At 66.7% G+C, this 19,950-nt stretch carries 20 protein-coding genes; 13 read left to right on the top strand and 7 right to left on the bottom strand.

What is annotated here, in order from left to right; all coding sequences use genetic code 11:
* Window positions 1-77 precede the first annotated feature (77 nt).
* From IEY68_RS28330 to IEY68_RS28320, 3 genes are all read left to right on the top strand, one after another.
* Window positions 78-1,865: a GMC family oxidoreductase N-terminal domain-containing protein gene (locus tag IEY68_RS28330; protein WP_058856844.1), complete on the top strand. Its 1,788-nt coding sequence runs from the start codon at window positions 78-80 to the stop codon at window positions 1,863-1,865.
* A gap of 348 nt (window positions 1,866-2,213) precedes the next feature.
* Entirely contained in the window at window positions 2,214-3,491 is a 1,278-nt protein-coding gene (locus IEY68_RS28325; RefSeq protein WP_189094538.1) for an MFS transporter, read from the top strand.
* Window positions 3,492-3,515: 24 nt separating this feature from the next.
* Complete coding sequence (locus IEY68_RS28320; protein WP_058856842.1) at window positions 3,516-3,977, top strand: PaaI family thioesterase; 462 nt, start codon at window positions 3,516-3,518, stop codon at window positions 3,975-3,977.
* Between the two features lie 87 nt (window positions 3,978-4,064).
* Here IEY68_RS28320 and IEY68_RS28315 read toward each other — a convergent pair whose 3' ends face one another.
* Complete coding sequence (locus IEY68_RS28315) at window positions 4,065-4,433, bottom strand: Rv1352/Rv1906c domain-containing protein (RefSeq protein WP_058856841.1); 369 nt, start codon at window positions 4,431-4,433, stop codon at window positions 4,065-4,067.
* Window positions 4,434-4,858: 425 nt separating this feature from the next.
* Between IEY68_RS28315 and IEY68_RS28310 the strand changes: the two genes are divergently transcribed.
* Window positions 4,859-5,962 carry a CobW family GTP-binding protein gene (locus IEY68_RS28310; protein ID WP_229719088.1) on the top strand — a complete coding sequence of 368 codons (1,104 nt, stop codon included), beginning with the start codon at window positions 4,859-4,861 and terminating at the stop codon, window positions 5,960-5,962.
* Here the strand turns inward: IEY68_RS28310 and IEY68_RS28305 are convergent.
* Genes IEY68_RS28305 through IEY68_RS28295 form a run of 3 tightly spaced genes read right to left on the bottom strand, consistent with a single transcriptional unit; the run spans window position 5,914 to window position 8,679 of the window.
* The gene (locus tag IEY68_RS28305; protein ID WP_058856840.1) at window positions 5,914-6,381 is read right to left on the bottom strand and encodes a molybdenum cofactor biosynthesis protein MoaE; all 468 of its coding nucleotides are present in this window, start codon (window positions 6,379-6,381) and stop codon (window positions 5,914-5,916) included. The two genes, IEY68_RS28310 and IEY68_RS28305, sit on opposite strands and share 49 nt — an antisense overlap.
* Window positions 6,374-7,459: a bifunctional molybdenum cofactor biosynthesis protein MoaC/MoaB gene (gene moaCB, locus IEY68_RS28300; protein WP_058856865.1), complete on the bottom strand. Its 1,086-nt coding sequence runs from the start codon at window positions 7,457-7,459 to the stop codon at window positions 6,374-6,376. Before moaCB ends, IEY68_RS28305 begins: the two co-directional genes overlap by 8 nt.
* A complete protein-coding gene (locus tag IEY68_RS28295) occupies window positions 7,456-8,679 on the bottom strand; it encodes a molybdopterin molybdotransferase MoeA (protein WP_063000173.1) in 1,224 nt (407 codons plus the stop codon). Before IEY68_RS28295 ends, moaCB begins: the two co-directional genes overlap by 4 nt.
* A 136-nt stretch (window positions 8,680-8,815) precedes the next feature.
* On the opposite strand from IEY68_RS28295, the gene moaA reads away from it, so the two are divergent.
* Together moaA and IEY68_RS28285 are read left to right on the top strand one after the other, a co-directional pair.
* Entirely contained in the window at window positions 8,816-9,874 is a 1,059-nt protein-coding gene (gene moaA / locus IEY68_RS28290; protein WP_058856838.1) for a GTP 3',8-cyclase MoaA, read from the top strand.
* A complete protein-coding gene (locus IEY68_RS28285) occupies window positions 9,867-10,109 on the top strand; it encodes a MoaD/ThiS family protein (protein ID WP_058856837.1) in 243 nt (80 codons plus the stop codon). The genes moaA and IEY68_RS28285 overlap by 8 nt, the downstream gene beginning before the upstream one ends.
* Before the next feature lie 333 nt (window positions 10,110-10,442).
* On the opposite strand, the gene nadE is transcribed toward IEY68_RS28285, so the two are convergent.
* Window positions 10,443-11,267: an NAD(+) synthase gene (gene nadE, locus IEY68_RS28280; protein ID WP_058856836.1), complete on the bottom strand. Its 825-nt coding sequence runs from the start codon at window positions 11,265-11,267 to the stop codon at window positions 10,443-10,445.
* Window positions 11,268-11,278: 11 nt separating this feature from the next.
* On the bottom strand, window positions 11,279-11,884 hold the full coding sequence (locus IEY68_RS28275) for a TetR/AcrR family transcriptional regulator (protein ID WP_058856864.1): 606 nt from the start codon (window positions 11,882-11,884) through the stop codon (window positions 11,279-11,281).
* A gap of 220 nt (window positions 11,885-12,104) precedes the next feature.
* Between IEY68_RS28275 and IEY68_RS28270 the strand changes: the two genes are divergently transcribed.
* From IEY68_RS28270 to IEY68_RS28245, 6 genes are all read left to right on the top strand, one after another.
* Window positions 12,105-12,674, top strand: a complete 570-nt coding sequence (locus tag IEY68_RS28270; RefSeq protein WP_058856835.1) for an NAD(P)H-dependent oxidoreductase — start codon at window positions 12,105-12,107, stop codon at window positions 12,672-12,674.
* Between the two features lie 537 nt (window positions 12,675-13,211).
* A complete protein-coding gene (nrdH, locus tag IEY68_RS28265) occupies window positions 13,212-13,442 on the top strand; it encodes a glutaredoxin-like protein NrdH (RefSeq protein ID WP_058856834.1) in 231 nt (76 codons plus the stop codon).
* Window positions 13,443-13,484: 42 nt separating this feature from the next.
* On the top strand, window positions 13,485-13,934 hold the full coding sequence (gene nrdI, locus IEY68_RS28260) for a class Ib ribonucleoside-diphosphate reductase assembly flavoprotein NrdI (RefSeq protein ID WP_058856833.1): 450 nt from the start codon (window positions 13,485-13,487) through the stop codon (window positions 13,932-13,934).
* Complete coding sequence (gene nrdE, locus IEY68_RS28255; protein ID WP_058856832.1) at window positions 13,931-16,090, top strand: class 1b ribonucleoside-diphosphate reductase subunit alpha; 2,160 nt, start codon at window positions 13,931-13,933, stop codon at window positions 16,088-16,090. Before nrdI ends, nrdE begins: the two co-directional genes overlap by 4 nt.
* Window positions 16,091-16,215: 125 nt before the next feature.
* Window positions 16,216-16,470, top strand: coding sequence for a type II toxin-antitoxin system Phd/YefM family antitoxin (locus IEY68_RS28250; RefSeq protein ID WP_058856831.1), 255 nt, complete (start codon window positions 16,216-16,218; stop codon window positions 16,468-16,470).
* Window positions 16,463-16,882, top strand: coding sequence for a type II toxin-antitoxin system VapC family toxin (locus tag IEY68_RS28245; protein ID WP_058856830.1), 420 nt, complete (start codon window positions 16,463-16,465; stop codon window positions 16,880-16,882). The genes IEY68_RS28250 and IEY68_RS28245 overlap by 8 nt, the downstream gene beginning before the upstream one ends.
* A 200-nt stretch (window positions 16,883-17,082) precedes the next feature.
* On the opposite strand, the gene IEY68_RS28240 is transcribed toward IEY68_RS28245, so the two are convergent.
* Window positions 17,083-18,081 (bottom strand): TIGR03560 family F420-dependent LLM class oxidoreductase, encoded by a 999-nt coding sequence (locus IEY68_RS28240; protein WP_058856829.1) that lies wholly within the window; start codon window positions 18,079-18,081, stop codon window positions 17,083-17,085.
* A 468-nt stretch (window positions 18,082-18,549) separates the two neighbouring features.
* Here IEY68_RS28240 and mgtE point away from each other — a divergent pair, with 468 nt between their 5' ends.
* The gene (gene mgtE, locus IEY68_RS28235) at window positions 18,550-19,914 is read left to right on the top strand and encodes a magnesium transporter (protein ID WP_058856828.1); all 1,365 of its coding nucleotides are present in this window, start codon (window positions 18,550-18,552) and stop codon (window positions 19,912-19,914) included.
* The last annotated feature ends 36 nt before the right edge of the window (window positions 19,915-19,950 follow it).

Below are 19,950 nucleotides of genomic sequence, written 5' to 3'. Positions count from 1 at the left end.
CGGATTGGCCGAAACTGCCGATTTCGTGTCCGCGGGTATGTCCCCGCGAGGGTGATCCAGGCCATAGCCTCGGAAAGATGTCCAGTTCCGCAACGAGCACCGGCACCGGCGCCGGGCCCGGCCAGACCTTCGACTACGACGTACTCGTCATCGGCTCCGGATTCGGGGGCAGCGTGAGCGCCCTGCGGTTGACCGAGAAGGGGTACCGGGTCGGTGTCCTCGAGGCCGGTCGCCGCTTCGCCGACGACGAATTCGCGAAAACGTCCTGGCGTGCCAGGCAGTACCTGTGGGCGCCGTATCTCGGCTGCTTCGGGATCCAGCGGCTCGCGCTGCTGAAGAACACCCTCATCATGGCCGGGTCGGGAGTCGGCGGTGGTTCCCTGGTCTATGCGAACACCCTCTACGAGCCGCCGGAGAAATTCTTCCGCGACGGCCAGTGGGCCGGTATCACGGACTGGAAAGACGAGCTCACGCCCTATTACGACCAAGCCAAACGCATGCTCGGCGTGACCACCAATCCGGCGACCACCCCGACCGACCGGGTGTTGCTGGAGGTCGCCGAGGAACTGGGGGTCGCCGATTCCTACCAGCGGACACCGGTCGGCGTCTTCTTCGGCGGTCCCGGGAGCCGGCCCGGCGAGGATGTGCCCGACCCGTACTTCGGCGGCGCCGGACCCGCGCGCCGCACCTGCACCCACTGCGGCGAATGTATGACCGGTTGTCGCCACAACGCCAAGAACACCCTGGTCAAGAACTACCTCTACCTGGCCGAGCAGGCCGGGGCGACGGTGCACGCGCTGCGTACTGTGACCGATGTGAAACCGCTGCCCGGCGGCGGCTACGCCGTGCAGACGGTGACGACCGGCCGCTGGCTGCGCAAGAAGCGCACCGTGTTCACCGCCGAGCAGGTGATCTTCTCCGCCGCCTCCCTGGGCACCCAGCGCCTACTGCACAAGTTGCGTGATTCCGGCTCGCTGCCCGATATCTCCGGCCGCCTGGGTTTCCTGTCCCGGACCAACTCCGAGGAACTGCTCGCGATCCGCAGCCGGGACAAGAACAGCGATTTCACCAAAGGGGTGGCCATCACCTCCTCGATCCACCCCGACCACGACACTCATATCGAGCCGGTGCGCTACGGCAGGGGCAGCAATGTCATCTCGCTGATGGGCAGCGTCATGGTCGACGAGGAACCCGGTGTGTCCAAGCGCCGACTGTGGCTGCGCGAGATCTGGCGCAACCGCCGCGACCTGCCGCATCTGCACAACCCACGGGGCTGGTCGGAACAGATGATCGGTCTGCTGGTGATGCAGTCGCTGGACAATTCGATCACCACCTACACCAGACGCGGGGTCTTCGGCCGCAAGATGACGACCCGGCAAGGTGAGGGCGCGCCCAACCCGACCTGGATCTCGGCCGGCCACGAGGTGGGCCGCCGGGTCGCCGACAAGATCGACGGTATTGCCGGCGGTGCCACCAGCAGCGTGTTCAATATCCCGATGACCGGCCACTTCATCGGCGGCTGTGTGATCGGTGAAAGCCCGGAGACCGGTGTTGTGGATGCCTATCAGCGGCTCTACGGCTATCCGGGACTGCATGTGATCGACGGTTCGACCATCTCGGCCAACCTGGGCGTCAACCCCTCGCTCACCATCACCGCGCAGTCCGAACGCGCGGTCGCGATGTGGCCGAACAAGGGGGAGGTCGATCGGCGGCCACCGCTCGGGTCCACCTACCAGCGCGTCGCGCCGGTGACCCCGGTGGCGCCGGTGGTCCCGGAGTCCGCGCCCGCCGCGCTGCGGCTCCCGCTGATCGAGGTGAACCATCGGCCGGATCCCGCCGCCGTCGGCGGCGAGGAGCCGCGCTGAGCGGCCGCAATCACCGGTCCCGGCCGGGTGCCGCCGGCACCCGGCGGGGCCGTTTTCCGCAGGTGTGACTGCCTTCACATACGCTGGTCGGTAGCTGATGAGGGGTGCCCGGCCACCCCGGCCCGTCGGCGTCCGCGTTTATCCGGGGAAATTCCCGGGTAACGGATTGAGGTCGCTACTCGCCGGAACCCGGTCGGCGGCGAGCGCGACGTCATGGGTCGGCCGGGCCGACACGGACGCATGCGCCGGAGAGGACTGACCGTGACGGACCAGCAACCGGAACCACCACAGGTCGAAGCATCAGAGGTCGAAGCACCACATCTCAAGAAGTCGGTGGCGGCCTCGGCGATGGGCAACGCCACCGAATGGTTCGACTACGGCGTCTACGCCGCGACCGCTACCTACCTGACCGATGCCTTCTTCCCCGGGGAACTCGGCACCCTGGGCACAATGCTCGGCTTCGCCATCTCCTTCGTTCTGCGGCCGATCGGTGGCATGGTCTGGGGACCGCTGGGCGATCGGGTGGGCCGCAAAGTGGTGCTGGCCACCACCATCCTGCTCATGGCGGCCGCCACCGGCCTGATCGGTGTGCTGCCGACGCACGGCCAGGTCGGAGTGCTCGCCCCCATCCTGCTGATCCTGCTCCGCGTGGTGCAGGGTTTCTCCACCGGCGGTGAATACGGCGGCGCGGCCACCTATCTCGCCGAATGCGCCACCGATAAGAAACGCGGCTTCTTCGGCAGCTTCCTGGAGTTCGGCACGCTCGGTGGTTTCGTCGGTGGTTCGGCAGTGGTGCTGCTGTGCCAGCTGATTCTCGGCTCGGACGCCATGCACGACTGGGGCTGGCGGATCCCGTTCCTGATCGCCGTCCCGCTGGGTGCCATCGGCTGGTATCTGCGGACCAAGCTCGACGAATCGCCGGTGTTCACCGAGGTGAACGAACAGGAGCACCCTCAGGGCGGGCTCCGGGTGCTGCTCACCGAATACCGGCGCGAGCTGCTGGTGCTGGCGGGCCTGGTCATCGCGCTCAACGTGGCGAACTACACGCTGCTCACCTATCAGCCGACCTACCTGCAGAAAACGATCGGGCTCGGGGAGTCGACCACGACTGCCATGATGCTGATCGGGCAGGTGATCATGATGGCTTGCGTTCCGTTCTTCGGCCGGTTGTCCGACCGGACCGGGCGGCGCCCGCTATGGCTGTTCTCGCTGGTCGGGCTGGCGGTGTTGTCCGTGCCGATGTATTGGCTGATGGGTGTCGGCACCGGCTGGGCGGTGGTGGGATTCGTCGTGCTGGGCCTGCTCTATGTACCGCAGTTGTCGACCATCAGCGCGACCTTCCCCGCGATATTCCCGACCCATGTCCGCTACGCCGGGTTCGCACTGTCCTACAACGTGTCCACGGCCGCGTTCGGTGGTACCGCGCCCCTGGTGAACGAGGCGGTGATCGAGGGCACCGGCTGGACTCTGTTCCCGGCCATCTATATGACCGGCGCCGCGCTGATCGGTCTGGTGGCGTGGTATTTCCTGCGGGAGACCGCGGGTACGTCGTTGCGCGGTACCGAGGTACCCGACGCCGCGACCGGACCCGAACCGCCGACCACCGAGAAACAATCCGTCGTTTGACCCATCGGAAGGGCCGACCCTGTTATGAGTGATGTCCGTAACCCGCCCATCGCCGAGGTCGTGAACTCGGCGCTGGAACAGACCATTCCGGTGGCACACCGGATGGGTGTGTACGCCGAGGAGGTGCGGCGCGGATATGCCGCGGCCACGGTGCCCGTCGAGGGCAACGGCAATCATTTCGGGGTCATGTACGCCGGGGTGCTGTTCACCGTCGGGGAGATCCTCGGCGGTGCCATCGCCGTCGCGAGTTTCGATACCGCGCGCTTCTATCCGCTGGTGAAGGATCTGCGGATCGTGTTCCGGAAACCGGCGACTACGGCGGTACGCGCCCAGGCCACCCTGGACGAGGCCGAGATCGAGCGGATCGCGACGGAGGCCGCGGCCAACGGTAAAGCGGATTTCGTACTGCGCGCGGTGCTCAGCGATACCGGCGGCGTGGTGGTCGCCGAAACCGAAGGGCTGTACCAGTTGCGCGCCCACCAGTGACCGGCCGCGGATCCCGGTCCGCGGCACTACCGGCTGTGCGGCCCGGCCTCCCCGCATCGGGGGTGCCGGGCCGCGGTATGTCCGGAATCAGAGCCCGGCCGAACCGGTCGGTGTCGGTGGCACCATCCGCCAGGGGCCGCAGTTCACGGTCTTGAAGCCCGCGTCGGTCGGTTTGACGGTGACCCGGATCGGGCCCAGCTTCGTGTAGTTGTTCTCGATGATGTAGCTCATATTCGTGTTGTCGCCCTCGATCAGCCGGAGCCGCCGCCAGTCACAGCTCCCGGCGGGATCCACGGGCCCGGGCGATTCCCACGTTCCGGGCCGGATATCCACCCCGACCCGGTAGACGCCGTCGTGCGGTATGAAATCCGCGGGCTCTGCCGCCGCGATACCGCTGCCCAGCACGGTCGCCGCCGACAACATCGCACCGGCGATCAGAAACGTGCCTGCACGCATTCGATTCTCCTCGGTATTTCTTTGTTCTCGATACAGTGAGGTCCCCCACTTCTCCCCGGCACGTTTACCAGAGTCGCGCTATCGATTTCGTAGAATCGCGATATTTCCGGACGCTCCACAGAGAATTCCGGGCTATCGATCGAGGCCGTTCCGGTGACACATTTTGAAGCATTATCAATTCTGAAACGGACTCCATTCTGTTGAATACGGGTCGGCCGCGGGGCCTCGTGAATTCGGTCGGCAGGTGGTCGGGCCACACGGGCTGTCCGCCCATGTGGGCGTCACTGGCCGGAGGTGCTCAACGTCGCATTCGGCGGACGGCCGACGCACATCGCATGCGCCGCGGGCGCGAGTCCCGGCGCTGAAACAGCGGACCTCGGGGCCGCAGCCCGCGAAGCCGCAGGCGGCGCCGATACTATCGTGCGGTGGCTGAGCGCATACCCGTGGTGATCGTGGCCGGATTCCTCGGCTCCGGGAAGACCACCCTGCTCAACGACCTGTTGCGCAACAATCGGGGCACCAGGATCGGCGTGGTGGTCAACGATTTCGGGGCCGTGAATATCGACGCCATGCTGGTGGCCGGACAGGTCGACGCGATGGTGTCACTGGGCAACGGATGTGTGTGCTGTGCGGTGGATGTCTCCGAACTCGACGAATTGTTCACCCGGCTGACCGAACCCCGCGCAGGTATCGATGTGATCGTGGTGGAGGCCAGCGGGCTGGCCGAACCGCGCAACCTGGTGCGGATGGTCGTGGGCAGCGAGAATTCCCGGATCCGCTACGGCGGGCTGCTCGAGGTGGTCGACGCGGGGGAGTTCGCGAGCAGTCGTGCGCGGCATCCGGAGCTGGCGAGTCATCTGCGGCTGGCGGATCTGGTGGTGGTGAACAAGGCCGACCGGGTGAGCGCCGGGCAGCTGCGGGAGTTGCGGGCGGAGATCACGGAACTGACCGGGGGCGCCCCGGTGTACGCCACCACCCGCGGGCGTATCGATCCCGGGCTGCTGTTCGATCCGCGGCGCCGTGGCACACCGCGAATCGGCGAGCAGTTGAGTTTCGACGAACTGCTGCGGGACCACTGTCACGACGAGCACGACAGCGCAGATCACCGGCACCTGCACGACGACTACACGAGCGTGGCATTCACCGAGGCCGCGGCCCTGCATCCGCGCCGCCTGATCGACTTCCTGGAGGACCCGCCCGCCGGACTGTTCCGCGCGAAGGGTTTCGTCACCTTCGCCGCGCCCGGGCACGGCCGGTTCCTCCTGCATCTGGTGGGCCGTGCGATCACACTGGAACCGGCGCCCCGAGCCCGGGGCGCGGGGACACAACTGGTGCTCATCGGCACCGGTCTGGATACCGGAGCAATACTCGATCGCCTCCGCGAGACTCTGCACACCGGCCTCGAGCCCCTCGGCGATCAGGAGATGCTCGCCGTGTGGCGCTACGTACCCGATATGGGCCGGGCGGTGGCCGATGATGTTCAGCCGCAGGCGTTGACCCATTCGGAGAGTCCGTCGGCGAACAGCTGACGTTTCCAGATCGGCACCTCGTGCTTGATCCGGTCGACCAGTGCCGAACACACCGTGAAGGCCTCGCCGCGATGCGGTGCGGCCACCGCCGTCACGATCGCCAGATCACCCACCACCAGATCCCCGATCCGGTGCACGGCCGCCACGGGCAGACCACTGGATTCGGCGACCGCTGCGCAGCATTCGCGCAGGAAACGCGCCGCCTCCGGATGCGCGGAGTACTCGAGCGCCGAAACCGCCTGTCCGCCGTCGTGATCGCGGACCACACCGGTGAACAGCACCACCGCTCCGTAACGGGGGCCGCGGACGGCGGCGTCGACCACTGCGGGGTCCAAGGGCAGTTCGCTGATCTCGGCGAGCCGGACACCAGGTGCTGCGGTGGCGGACTCGCCGGGGGTTCCGGTGGACAGGTCAGGCATGTGCGCTCTCGTTTCCGAAATTCTCATCCGGCGGGTGTCCCGCGCGGCCGTTCTCGTGCGCGCCGCCGCCCGCCACCTGTGCGAGCAGATGCGCCAGCAGCGGTTCCAGCACCGCGATACCGTCTTTCACCCCGCCCGGGGATCCGGGCAGGTTCACCACCACCGAACGGCCGGCCAGTCCGGCGATTCCGCGGCTGAGCGCCGCCAGCGGGAACTTCGCGGTGCCGCGCTGCCGGATCGCCTCGGCCACCCCGGGAAGTTCCCGGTCCAGTACGGCGGCGGTCGCTTCCGGAGTGTGGTCGGTGGGGGAGGCACCGGTGCCGCCGGTGGTCACCACCAGATCAGGGCTGGTGCGCAACGCGTCGGCCAGGCCGTCGGCGATATCGGCGTCGGCGTAGACGAGAGGCCCGCGCACGATGTATCCGAGATCGCGCAGCCACGACACCAGGCGTGGTCCGGTGGTATCGGTCCGGGTCCCGGCCGCCGCACCGGTCGAGGCCACGACCACCACCGCGGTGCCACCGGCATCGCTGCGAGGAGTGAGTGTGTGCGCTCCGGATTCGGAGCGCGGCGCCGGACCCGGGACGGTTCCGGTATCGCCGGCCTGTTCCGCGCGGGTCCAGTGGCCGCGTTTGCCGCCCTCTTTGCTGAGCAGTCGCACCCCGTTCAATTCCGCCGCCGGATCGACCGCTTTCACCATGTCGTGCAACGTAAGTCCGGCTACGGCCACCGCCGTCAGCGCTTCCATTTCCACTCCGGTCGGGCCGGTCGTCTTCGCCGTGGCCTCGATGGTGACGGTGGACTGGGTGAACCCGAACTCGACCTTCACCGAGGACAGGGCGAGTTGATGGCACAGCGGAATCAGCTCGGAGGTCTTCTTGGCGCCCGCGATTCCGGCGAGCCGGGCGGTGGCGAGAACATCGGCCTTGGGCATATCGTCGGCGCGCACCAGCGCCACCACTTCGGCGGTGGTCCGCAGTTCTCCGCCCGCGACAGCGATCCGCGCGGTATCGGCCTTGGCGCTCACATCCACCATGCGGGCGCGGCCTTCGGCATCCACATGTGACAACTCGCTCATAGCGTCCACACTCGCACAGTCGCGCCGGGCGGGAGTTCGGTGACCGCCGCCGGAATATCGATCAGTACATCGGCCGCCGCCATACTCGCGACGAGATGGGAACCGGGACCCGACACCACCTCCACGGCGTGCGGCCGCGCGCCGTTGCACACCAACCGGCCGCGCAGGAACTGACGGCGACCCTCCGGTGACCGGCGCACCGCGCCCAGTAGCGGCAGTTCGTACTCGGGTACCGGACCCAGGCCGGAGAGGTGGCGCAGAATGGGCCGGGCCAGCACCTCGAACGACACCACCGCGCTCACCGGGTTGCCCGGAAAACTGAGCACCGGCACGCCGTCCACGACGGTGAGCCCCTGCGGGCCGCCCGGTTGCATGGCCACCGAACCGAAGTCGCCGCCGAGTGGGATCAGGACCTCCCGCACGACCTCGAAATCGCCCTTGGACACCCCGCCGGTGGTGATCACGAGATCGGCGGCGGCGGTCGCCGAGTGCAGCAGCCGCCGGAACTCCGCGGGTTCGTCACCGCTGTGCTCGACACCGGCGACTTCCACACCGTTCGCGGTGAGTGCCGCGGCCAGCGCGATCCCGTTGGAGTTGTAGATCTGCCCCGGCCGCAGCGCGGTGCCCGCGGCCACCAATTCGTTTCCGGTGCTGATCACGACCGCGCGCACCGGTGCGAACACCGGGATCCGAGCCAGCCCGGCCGCGGCCAGCGCCGCGATATGACGCGGCGCGAGCATGGTCGCGGCGGAGACGAGTCCGGCGCCTGCCCGGATATCGCTGCCCGGCTCCCGGACGAATTCACCGGCCGAGCGGCCCCGAGTGATCTGTACCGAGCTCGTATCGGCGGTCGTGTCCTCCACCGGGATCACACAGTCCGCTCCGGCGGGGAGTGGCGCACCCGTCATCACCTTGCGAGCGGTACCGGGCACCAGCGCTTCGCGGCCGGTATCACCCGCGGCGACCACCCCGGTCGACGGCAGGGTCACCGGCGTGACCGCGACATCCTGCGCGCGCACGGCGTAGCCGTCCATGGCGGAGTTGCGGAAGACCGGCAGATCGATCGGCGCGTGCTGATCCTCGGCCAGTTGGCGGCCGAGCGCCTCGGCCACCGTGACGTACTCCACCGGCCGGGCGGCCAGCGGTCGCAACAGCTGTTCGATGGTGTCGCGATAGTCGTCCGCCGACCGGACCGGGCGACTGGCGGGCCGAGAGATCATAGGCCCAGACTAGTAGTGCCCGCCGTGCGCTCGTCGCCCGTCGGTACCAGCGGTGACGCGCGGGTGGGCGGTGCCGGTACCGGCGATACCGCCCAGCCTCGATACAGCGGAGGACCCCGGCGTACATAATGGAGGCGTGACGCTGGTCGAAATGGGGATCCCCACCGTGCGGTCCGGGCGCCCTTCTTTCGATGGACGTCCGGAAACGCCGCTGCTGGTGGATCGATTCGGCCGGATCGCGCGGGACCTGCGGGTGTCCATTACGGAGAAGTGCTCGCTGCGCTGTACCTACTGCATGCCCGAGGAAGGGCTGCCCGCCATCCCGCCCGCGGAACTGCTCACGGCCGCCGAGATCGTCCGCCTGGTCGTTCTCGCGGTCCGTGAACTGGGCATCCGTGAGGTGCGATTCACCGGTGGGGAACCGCTGATGCGCCGCGATCTGGAGGAGATCGTGGCCGGCTGTCATGCGGCAGTACCGGGGGTACCGCTGGCCATGACCTCCAACGGAGTCGGTCTGCGCCATCGCGCCGCCGGTCTGGCGGCGGCCGGTCTGAGCCGGGTCAATATCTCCCTGGACACCGTGGATCGGGCGGATTTCGCCCGGTTGACCCGGCGTGACCGGCTGGATTCCGCGATGTCGGGTATCCGCGCCGCCGCCGCGGCCGGGTTGGCGCCGGTGAAGGTGAACGCGGTACTCATGCGGCAGACCCTGGACGGTTCCGCGGATCTGCTGCGCTGGTGTCTGGACCAAGGCTGTGAACTGCGGTTCATCGAGGAAATGCCGCTGGACGCCGACCACGAATGGGCGCGCGCGAACATGGTGACCGCCGCCGAGCTGCTCGAGGTGCTCGGCGCCCGCTTCCGGCTCACCGCCGTCGGCCGTGACGATCCGTCCGCGCCCGCGGAGACCTGGCTGGTCGACGGTGGCCCCGCGACCGTCGGCATCATCGCCTCGGTGACGCGCAAATTCTGCGATACCTGCGACCGCACCCGGCTCACCGCCGACGGTATGCTGCGGTCCTGCCTGTTCAGTGATCAGGAGTTCGATCTGCGAGCGAGCCTGCGCGCGGGTGCGAGCGACGAGGAACTCGCCCAGCTGTGGCGTGGCGCCATGTGGCAGAAATGGGCGGGCCACGGTATCGATGCCGAGGATTTCGTCCCCCCGGAACGCACGATGGGAGCTATAGGTGGTTGAGGTCCGCTACTTCGCCGCCGTGGCCGATGCGGTCGGCAAGGCCACCGAAACCCTGGATCTGCCCGCCGGCGCTACGATCGCCGACCTCCGTTCCCGGTTGGCCGAGACCTACGGCCCCGACCTGGACAAGATGCTCGGTGTCTGCGCCTATCTGATGGGCGACGAACTGACCCGGGACACGGCGGCGATGCTCACCCCGCGAGTCGATGTCATGCCCCCCTTCGCGGGCGGCTGACCCAGCCGGCCGCCTTCCCCAGTGACCGTCCGGATCTACCGGATACCGCGAAGTTCAGCACCGGATGAGACCAGGGCGGCCGCGGACGATTCGGGTTCTCGCCCGGAATTTCCGGCGACAGCGAGGTGCGAGCGTGGCGAGAAGCGCGGTGCCCGATGTCGATGCGTACCCGCCGAACTGCCGCGGGACCGGCGTCCGACGGCTACCGCGTGGGAGGCGCGCCTGGGTCGGATGGCCTACGGCATACCGAATCACCGGTATGCCGATCGCAGCCCCGAGTTGTTGTGTGCCGCGACCGCCCGGCCCGGCGGCGAGATGTGCTGAACGCGGTGCTCAGCGCCACCAATCGTCCAGCGGCGTGACCGGGACGGTCCGCTTGTGCCGGGTGTTGCGGAAGGTCGTCTCGATCCGCTTCGCGACCTCGTCGGTGACGTCCTTGCCCTCGAGATAATCGTCGATCTCGCTGTAGCGCAGACCGAGTGCCTCCTCGTCGGGCAGTGCCGGACGGTCGTCCTCCAGATCGGCGGTCGGCACCTTGGACGACAGCCGCGCGGGTGCGCCCAGCTCCTCGAGCAGTGCGGCGCCCTGGCGTTTCGACAGACCGGTCAGCGGGGTCACGTCCACGCCGCCGTCACCGAATTTGGTGAAGAACCCGGTGACGGCTTCGGCGGCGTGATCGGTACCGACCACCAGCAGGTTCTCCTGGCCGGCGAGGGCGTACTGGATCACCATCCGCTCGCGGGCTTTGATGTTGCCGCGCACGAAATCTCGGAGTTTGCCGGCCTTGAGGGCCGAGGCGACCTCGGCCGCCACAGCGTTGGCGCCGGGCCGGACGTTGACCACCACCGATTCGTCGGGCGCGACGAAAGTCATGGAGACACGGGCGTCGGCTTCGTCGGCTTGGACGCCGTAGGGTAGCCGCACCGCGACGAATCGGGCCTCGTGGCCGTCGGCGCGCAGCTCCTCGGCGGCCAGCTGGCACAGCCGCCCGGCGAGGGCACTGTCCTGGCCGCCGCTGATGCCGAGTACGAAACCCTTTGCCGGTGTGGCGCGCAGATAGTCCTTCAGGAAATCGACGCGGCGCCGAACCTCATCCTTCGGTTCGATGTTCGGCAGCACACCCAGTTCGGAGATGATCTGTTCCCGCAGGTTTCCCATGCCTGATCACTCTACTGCGCGGTGAGATCGGCTACGCGACGAACCAGGGCTTCCCAGTTGTCGCCGATCTGCTCACGTGTGTAGCCGAGAGTCCGGATCTGGTGCAGGACGAGGGCCGCGCCGAGTGCGGCGAGCAGGGTATCGGCCAGCAGTCCCGGGTCGCCCGCGGCTCCCGCGTCGCGCAACAGCATCGTCACATGGGTTTTCAGAACCAGGTAGGGCCGGCTGCTGTAATGGTGTTCGGACGAACCGAGTTCGGCGGCCCGATGCAGTTCGCCCTCGACTTCGATATCCAGTAGTCTCGCCCGCCCGAACGCGACGAGTCGCTCCACGGGTGGCGCGCCGGGCCCCAGCGGCGGCGGGCCGAAGATGAACGCCTCCTGGGCCAGCGTCTCGGAATGATCCAGCAGGGCGTACATGAGGCCGGTCCGGTTGCCGAAGCGGCGGAACACTGTGCCCTTACCGACCCCGGCCCGTTTGGCGAGCGCGTCCATGGTGAGGGCGTCCACGCCGTGTTCGCGCACGAGTTCCTGTGCGGCGTCGAGCAACCGGCGCCGGTTGCGCGCGGCATCGGCGCGTTCGGCCGGTTCGGCGGTACCGGGTAGTGCGGGCCCCACCCGTTGTGGCGGTCGGACCCGCAGCGCGAGTGGCTCGGCGAGGGACGGTTCGGCCGCGGCGGTCCCCGGCCGTTCCCCCGGGGGCCCGGATTCGGTGGAACCCGGACTGAGTGTGTCGTAGTTCACGGCGCTGTGCGTCCCTCCGGAGGAATGTAGCGGACCATGGTCCGGTTAGTCTGGGCAGTGGGATCGTCACAAAACTAGTACCGCAGGAGTGAACATGAGTCAGACCCGTATCGTCGCCCTCGTCGGCAGCCTTCGGAGCGCCTCGATCAGCCGGCAGATCGCCGAGGCGGCGGCCTCCACCGCGCCCGCGGGCGCCGAGGTCTCCGTTTTCGAAGGTATCGGTGATATCCCGTTCTACAACGAGGATATCGACATCGCGGGTTCGGTACCGGCCACCGCCCAGGCGCTGCGCGACGCGGTCGCGGCGAGCGACGGGCTGCTGTTGGTCACCCCGGAATATAACGGGACCTTGCCCGCGGTACTGAAGAACGCGATCGATTGGCTGTCGCGCCCTTACGGCTCGGGTGCGATCGGTGGTAAGCCGGTGGCCGTGCTGAGTGGTTCGATCAGCCCCAATGCCGCCAAGTGGGCGCACGCCGACGCGGTCAAGTCCGTGGGTATCGCCGGCGGGAAGATCGTCGAGGAGGCGCATCTGCACTACGCCGGGTGGGGCGAGCGTTTCTCCGCCGGCCATCCGCGTGAGGACGCCGATGTGCAGCGCGAGCTGACCGATGTCGTGAAGGTTCTGGTCGCCGCGGCCACCGGGGAGCTCGTCTCCGCCTGATCCCACAGCGGTACGCGAGGGCCGCCCCGTCCGATGGACGGGGCGGCCCTCGCGTTTCCGATCGGTCGGTTTTCTACGGGGCCGGAGAGCCTGCTGGGGTTCGGAGCGACTGGTGTGACAGGCGTAGTCTCCTGCGTTTGCTGAAAGAGAGCTGGCTCGCTGGATTTGTGATCTGGACCACGATGAATACGGCGTGTCGAGTTGCTGTCCTGCGGCTTACAGCGGTGAAATCACATGGTTGTGACTCGCAACATCTCGTGTTGTTTCTTTCTGTCGGCCACTAGGTGTAGTGTCATCGATGCCTGGAGGCGGTGGTGCAATCGGCCCGCCGGCACCGGGTGGAACCGGCCCGGACATGGCGTTTCAGGGTCGGTCCTCGGAGTTTGCGCAGATCATCCGATCGTGCCGATACACCGCACAGCACAGACGGGTCACCGGCTGGGATCAGTCATGCGGTGAGCTCGGCCCGGAGGGCGGCGGACCGTCACCACGAAGGACCGCGAACACCGCACATAGGCACAGGAGAGAGGGACTCGAATGATCACCGTGTACACCAAGCCCGCTTGCGTCCAGTGCAACGCCACCTACAAGGCCCTCGACAAGGCCGGGGTGGAATATCGGATCGTCGATATCTCCGAGGACGCCGATGCCCGCGATTACGTGATGGCCCTCGGCTACCTGCAGGCCCCCGTGGTCGTCTCCGGCGACGAGCACTGGTCCGGCTTCCGGCCGGATCGCATCAAGGCTCTGGCCACCGTCGCGGCCTGAGCGAATACGCGCCCGAACCGGTCGGGGAGCAGGGGAGGTGAGATGTCGGAGTCGAATTCGCTGGTCTACTTCTCCAGCGCTTCGCAGAACACGCACCGATTCGTCGAGAAGCTGGATATCCCGGCGCTCCGGATACCCCTGCACACCACCGAAACGTTGCGCGTCGACGAACCCTATGTGCTGATCGTCCCCACCTACGGGGGCGGTCGGCACGTCATGGGAACGACGCGCCCGGACAAGGAATTCGTACCGCGCCAAGTCGCCAAGTTCCTCAACGATCCGCACAATCGCGCACTGTTGCGCGGAGTGATCGCGGCCGGGAACACGAACTTCGGCGACACCTTCTGCTTCGCAGGTGATGTCATCTCCCGCAAATGCGGAGTGCCCTACCTGTACCGCTTCGAACTCATGGGTACCGCCGAGGACGTTGCCCGCGTCCGTGAGGGATTGGGATTGTTTTGGCAGCAACAACGACAGCACCAGCAGGTATGACCGCCCGGCTGGAGCAGCCCCCGCAGCGCACCGGCGAATCCGGCGAGGTCCTGGACTACCACGCCCTCAACGCGATGCTGAACCTGTACGGTCCGAACGGCGAGATCCAGTTCGACAAGGATCGCGAAGCCGCCAACCAGTACTTCCTGCAGCACGTCAACCAGAACACCGTCTTCTTCCACAACCTCGACGAGAAGCTCGACTACCTCGTCGAGGAGAACTACTACGAACCCGAGGTACTCGACCAGTACAGCCGGGCCTTCGTGAAGAAGCTGTTCCAGAAGGCATACGCCGCGAAGTTCCGGTTCCCCACCTTCCTCGGCGCGTTCAAGTACTACACCTCCTACACCCTCAAGACCTTCGACGGGAAGCGCTACCTGGAGCGGTTCGAGGATCGGGTGTGCATGGTCGCGCTGACCCTGGCCGCCGGCGACGAGGTGCTCGCGGGCAAGCTCGTCGAGGAGATCATCGACGGCCGTTTCCAGCCGGCCACCCCGACCTTCCTCAATTCCGGTAAGAAGCAGCGGGGTGAGCCCGTTTCATGCTTCCTGCTGCGTATCGAGGACAATATGGAGTCCATCGGGCGCTCCATCAACTCCGCGCTGCAGCTGTCCAAGCGCGGCGGCGGGGTGGCGCTGCTGCTCAGCAATATCCGCGAGCACGGCGCCCCGATCAAGAAGATCGAGAACCAGTCCTCCGGTGTCATTCCCATCATGAAGCTGCTCGAGGACTCCTTCTCCTACGCCAACCAGCTCGGTGCGCGGCAGGGCGCGGGTGCGGTGTACCTGCACGCCCACCACCCCGATATCTACCGCTTCCTCGACACCAAACGGGAGAACGCGGACGAGAAGATCCGCATCAAAACCCTCTCGCTGGGTGTGGTGATCCCCGATATCACCTTCGAACTGGCCAAGAAGAACGAGGACATGTACCTGTTCTCGCCGTACGACGTGGAACGTATCTACGGCAAGCCGTTCGCCGATGTCGATGTCACCGAGAAGTACTACGAGATGGTCGACGACAAGCGGATCCGCAAGTCCAAGATCAAGGCGCGCGAGTTCTTCCAGACCATCGCCGAGCTGCAGTTCGAATCCGGCTACCCCTACATCATGTTCGAGGACACGGTGAACCGGGCCAATCCGATCGCCGGCAAGATCACCCATTCGAACCTGTGCTCGGAGATCCTGCAGGTCTCCACCCCGTCGATCTACAACGACGACCTCACCTACTCCCATGTGGGCAAGGACATCTCCTGCAACCTGGGGTCGCTCAATATCGCCAAGGCGATGGACTCCCCGGATTTCGCCCGCACCATCGAGGTCGCGATCCGGGCGCTCACCGCCGTCTCCGATCAGACCCATATCAACTCGGTGCCCTCGATCGAACAGGGCAACAACTCCTCGCACGCCATCGGCCTGGGCCAGATGAACCTGCACGGTTACCTGGCGCGCGAGCATATCCACTACGGGTCCGAAGAGGGCCTGGACTTCACCAATATCTACTTCTACACCGTGGTCTACCACGCCCTGCGCGCCTCGAACGCGCTGGCGCGGGAACGCGCTACCTACTTCGGCGGGTTCCCCGAGTCGAAGTACGCCAGCGGCGAGTACTTCGACAAGTACACCGATCGGGTCTGGGAGCCGCAGACCGAACGGGTCGCGCGGTTGTTCGCCGACGCCGATATCCGCATCCCCACCCAGGACGACTGGCGGGAACTGAAGGCCGCGGTCATGGAACACGGCCTGTACAACCAGAACCTGCAGGCCGTGCCGCCGACCGGTTCGATCTCCTACATCAACCACTCCACCAGCTCGATCCACCCGGTGGCGTCGAAGATCGAGATCCGCAAGGAAGGCAAGATCGGCCGCGTCTACTACCCGGCCCCGTACATGACCAACGAGAACCTGGACTACTACCAGGACGCGTACGAGATCGGCTACGAGAAGATCATCGACACCTACGCGGCGGCCACCCAGCACGTGGACCAGGGCCTGTCGCTGACGCTGTTCTTCAAGGACACGGCCAGCACCCGCGACCTGAACAAGGCCCAGATCTACGCCTGGCGCAAGGGCATCAAAACCCTCTACTACATCCGCCTGCGGCAGATGGCGCTGGAGGGCACCGAGGTCGAGGGCTGCGTGAGCTGCATGCTCTGACGTTCTGGGTCACGCATGCGGTCGCCGATGCCGGTACCGCCTTCGTAGCGGAAGCGTGGGGCTGATCAGCGTCCCGGCTCGAAAGTCCGATAGCATCCGATAGCATCGAGCGCTAGATTGGGTGAATGACGAGGACGATCAGCCAAGCCGAACTACGCAACGGCAGCGCGGGCGTGATGGATGCGCTGGAAGCGGGTGAGGATTTCGTCATCACCCGCAACGGACGACCTGTCGGCGAACTACGCCCCATCGCCACGCGGCACAATGTGACGAGCGCCGAACTGAAGAAGCGACTCGCCAGGTTCGCGGGCACCGCGAACGCTGCGGATGAACGCGCGGAAATCGATGCTGCGTTCGGAGAGGACCGATTGGATGACTGAACCGGGGGGGAAGTTCCGCTACCCAATCGGTCTGCTGGATACTTGTGTGCTCATCGATTTGACCACCATCGACGAGGCAGACCTCCCGGTTCAGCCGAAAATCAGCACGGTGACGCTCGCGGAGCTGGGCTTGGGCGTAGCCCTGGCGTCGGATGCGGAAGCTCTCGCGCTTCGTACCGAACGACTCCTGGAGATCGAGCACGCTTTCGATGCACTGCCGTTCTCCTCCACCGCGGCGCGACGGTTCACCTCGATGGCGAAATTGCTCCACGCGGCCGGCCGGAATCCCAAGCCGCGCAAGATGGACCTGATGATCGCTGCCATCGCCTCGTCGAATGATCTGCCGTTGTTCACACGTAATGTGGACGACTTCAAAGGTTTGGAGCCGTTGCTGACCGTGGTCGCGCTCTGAAGGTGTTCGCCCACGGAGTTCGATTCGCCACCGATACCGGGTGTTCGTCCCACCCGCAGGACCATCATCCGACGGGGACGACGGTCCTGCCCGGGCCGAGCTCGCTGCCTCGGCAGCCGTACCGCGGGTCGGACAGAACGGCGGTCTCCGGGTGTGCCGGGATACCGACGCGCACGCCGGAGTGAAGGCGGAGGCGCGCCTCAGTCGGTGAGTGCGGGGAGGACCTCGCGTTCGAAAAGTTCGATACCACTGGTGTCGTAGGCCGCCTCGGGGAAGTTGAAGATGGCGTAGCCCAGGCCGCTATCGCGGACCGCGGACAGATTCTGCACGATCTGCTCCGGGGTGCCGACCGCCGCGCCGCCGTTGTTCAGGTTCTCGACGTAGGCGCGCGCCTTCTCCTCGCCCAGCACCGGGGCGATACGGGCCACATGCTCGGACGTGCGCTGTTCGACCTCGGCTTCGGTCGCGCCGATGGCGACATTGAAGTTGGCGCTGCGCACGATGGCGTCGAAATCGGTGCCCACATCGGCGCAGTGCGCGCGCAGGATCTCCGATTTATGCGTGAACTCGTCGGGGCTGTTACCGGCGAAGTTCGTGTAGTTCGCGTATTTCGCGGCGATACGCAGGGTCTTCTTCTCGCCGCCGCCCGCGATCCACAGCGGCAGCCCGCCCTCCTGGGCGGGTAGCGGGCGCACGATCGCGCCGTCCACCTGGTAGTAGCGGCCGTCGAGGGTGGCGGTGCCGGTCTGCCAGGCCTGGCGGAAGATCTGCACCCCTTCGTCGAGGCGACCGAGCCGCTCCCCGGCGGTGGGAAAACCGTATCCGTAGGCGCGCCATTCGTGTTCGTACCAGCCGCCGCCGATACCCATCTCGGTGCGGCCGCCGGAGATCAGGTCCACAGTCGCCGCGACCTTCGCCAGATAGGCGGGGTTGCGGTAACTGATCGCCGTACACATCTGGCCCAATCGCACCCGCGAGGTGGTGGCGGCGAAGGCCGACATCAGGGTCCATGCCTCGTGGGTGGCTTCGTCGCTGGGCTCCGGGACGGTGTGGAAATGGTCGTACACCCACAGCGATTCCCACACCGGGTTCGCATCGGCGCGGGCCGCCAGACCCCGCATCACCTCCCAGTGAGTGGCGGGATCGAGACCTACCAGGTCGAGACGCCACCCCTGCGGGATGAAGATTCCGAAGCGCACAGCACTCTCCTCAGATGTCGGGCCCGGGGGCCGTCGCGAGATATCTCGACCTCCACTCTGGCCACGCACGGCCGGGCAGGCAATGTTTGCGCGCAGGGTGCGTCCGATCCCCGGTGTTCCTCGGCAATCCAGCGGAGTTACGCGGCGCGCGGACACGCCCGGGAATGTGAAACGCCGTGTGACGAATGTATCGATGCGGACTTACCGTGATCAGGATGTATTCTGATCAAGAATGCGTTCGCATTCGTAGACAGTTTCCTGATCGGGCGTGTACTCACGCGCGCGGCGGCGGCCCAAGAGGAGGTGGTGTTGCAATGCGCAGCGAACCTCCCAGTCGAAGGCCGCGCGGCGTCGTCCGCCCGCGCTTCCGCTAGCAGCGACTGCAGGCGGAGCGGCCCGGCTCGGCGCCTCGCGGTGTGACTTTCCTTCGAAATCACTCGCTACTCACTGCTGTGCCGAGGACTTCTCATGTCGCAGATCGATCTTGTCGAAGTGCCGACGACGCTGTCGGAATCCCTCCAGAACGTGGCCGAAAGCCACCGCGTGGACGCCGCGCTGCACTGGTTGGACAATCATCCGCCGCACGTCATCGCCGACGAACTCGCCCGTATGGACGCGGTCGAGGCCGGGGTGGCGTTCCGATTGCTGGACAAGGATCTGGCGCTGGCGGTGTTCGAGGAGCTCGAACCGGTCGATCAACAGCAGATCCTGCAGGGTCTGCGGGACCAGAGCTTCCGCGAACTCGTCGAGGGTATGGCACCCGACGACCGGGCCCGCATGCTGCGGGAAGCCCCCGCGAAGGTGGCGAAGAAGGCACTCGCCGGGCTGAGCCCCCGCGAGCGCCGGATGACCGCCGCCCTGCTCGGCTACCCGGAAGGGTCGGTCGGCCGGTACATGTCACCCGAGGTCGTCGCGATCCCGGGGACCCTCACCGTCGCCGACGCCCTGCGCACGGTCCGCCTCAAGGGCGGTAACGCCGAAACGGTCTACACCCTGCCCGTCGTCGACGCGAGCCGCCGCCTGCAGGGCATCGTGGAACTGCGGGAGTTGGTACTCACCGGCCCGGACACCATGGTCGCCGATCTGGTCGTCACCGAACCCGCGTTCGTCCGGGCCACCGATTCGGCGGAGAAGGCCGCGCGCCTGATGCGCGAGACCAACGACATCAACCTGCCCGTCGTGGACAGCGAGGATCGGCTGGTGGGCCTGCTCACCATCGACGACGCGGTCGAGGTCATCGAAGCCGCCGACAGCGAGGACGTCGCCAAACAGGCCGGTTCGGCTCCCTGGGAAGGCCACTACATGGCGGCCGGGGTGTTCCAGCTGGCCCGCTACCGCGCACTCTGGCTGATGCTGTTGCTGGTCGCGGCGACGCTGACGGTGAGCGTCACCGGTTTCTTCGAGGCCACCCTCGAACAGGCGGCGCAGCTGGCGCTGTTCATTCCGTTGCTGATCGGGGCGGGCGGTAACGCCGGTGCGCAGGCCGCGACGGCGTGTGTACGCGCGGTCGCGGTGGGCGAGGTGCGCGGAGGTGACCTGTTCAAGGTCATCTGGCGCGAGTGCCGGGTAGGGCTGGTACTCGGGACCATGCTCGCGGTGGTCGGGGCGGTTATCGGCGGGTTGTTCGTCGGTCCCCGGGTCGCGGTCGTCGTCGGAGTGACACTGGTGCTGATCTGTGCCTGGGCGGCCACCATCGGCGGCACCATGCCGCTGCTCGCCAAGCGCTTGCGCATCGACCCCGCCGTGGTGTCGGCGCCGATGGTCACAACACTGGTCGACGCGACAGGTCTGATCATCTACTTCACTACCGCGAAACTCGTTCTGGGGATCTGAGCGGCGCCTGAGTCGTGTCGACTCCTGCACTTGCAG

This window comes from Nocardia jinanensis, assembly GCF_014645735.1.
In the GTDB taxonomy this organism is placed as follows: domain Bacteria; phylum Actinomycetota; class Actinomycetes; order Mycobacteriales; family Mycobacteriaceae; genus Nocardia; species Nocardia jinanensis.
Note: the sequence above shows the minus strand (reverse complement) of the source record. Positions and strands in the feature narration are given on the sequence as shown.

What these genes read in the sequence shown, in the direction of transcription:
- nrdE (WP_058856832.1), top strand. Translation starts at nt 13,931, where the DNA reads ATGACCGCCCGGCTGGAGCAGCCCCCGCAGCGCACCGGCGAATCCGGC.
- IEY68_RS28330 (WP_058856844.1), top strand. Translation starts at nt 78, where the DNA reads ATGTCCAGTTCCGCAACGAGCACCGGCACCGGCGCCGGGCCCGGCCAG.
- IEY68_RS28320 (WP_058856842.1), top strand. Translation starts at nt 3,516, where the DNA reads ATGAGTGATGTCCGTAACCCGCCCATCGCCGAGGTCGTGAACTCGGCG.
- IEY68_RS28295 (WP_063000173.1), bottom strand. Translation starts at nt 8,679, where the DNA reads ATGATCTCTCGGCCCGCCAGTCGCCCGGTCCGGTCGGCGGACGACTAT.
- IEY68_RS28270 (WP_058856835.1), top strand. Translation starts at nt 12,105, where the DNA reads ATGAGTCAGACCCGTATCGTCGCCCTCGTCGGCAGCCTTCGGAGCGCC.
- mgtE (WP_058856828.1), top strand. Translation starts at nt 18,550, where the DNA reads ATGTCGCAGATCGATCTTGTCGAAGTGCCGACGACGCTGTCGGAATCC.
- IEY68_RS28250 (WP_058856831.1), top strand. Translation starts at nt 16,216, where the DNA reads ATGACGAGGACGATCAGCCAAGCCGAACTACGCAACGGCAGCGCGGGC.
- nrdI (WP_058856833.1), top strand. Translation starts at nt 13,485, where the DNA reads ATGTCGGAGTCGAATTCGCTGGTCTACTTCTCCAGCGCTTCGCAGAAC.
- IEY68_RS28245 (WP_058856830.1), top strand. Translation starts at nt 16,463, where the DNA reads ATGACTGAACCGGGGGGGAAGTTCCGCTACCCAATCGGTCTGCTGGAT.
- IEY68_RS28305 (WP_058856840.1), bottom strand. Translation starts at nt 6,381, where the DNA reads ATGCCTGACCTGTCCACCGGAACCCCCGGCGAGTCCGCCACCGCAGCA.
- IEY68_RS28325 (WP_189094538.1), top strand. Translation starts at nt 2,214, where the DNA reads ATGGGCAACGCCACCGAATGGTTCGACTACGGCGTCTACGCCGCGACC.
- nadE (WP_058856836.1), bottom strand. Translation starts at nt 11,267, where the DNA reads ATGGGAAACCTGCGGGAACAGATCATCTCCGAACTGGGTGTGCTGCCG.
- nrdH (WP_058856834.1), top strand. Translation starts at nt 13,212, where the DNA reads ATGATCACCGTGTACACCAAGCCCGCTTGCGTCCAGTGCAACGCCACC.
- IEY68_RS28315 (WP_058856841.1), bottom strand. Translation starts at nt 4,433, where the DNA reads ATGCGTGCAGGCACGTTTCTGATCGCCGGTGCGATGTTGTCGGCGGCG.
- moaCB (WP_058856865.1), bottom strand. Translation starts at nt 7,459, where the DNA reads ATGAGCGAGTTGTCACATGTGGATGCCGAAGGCCGCGCCCGCATGGTG.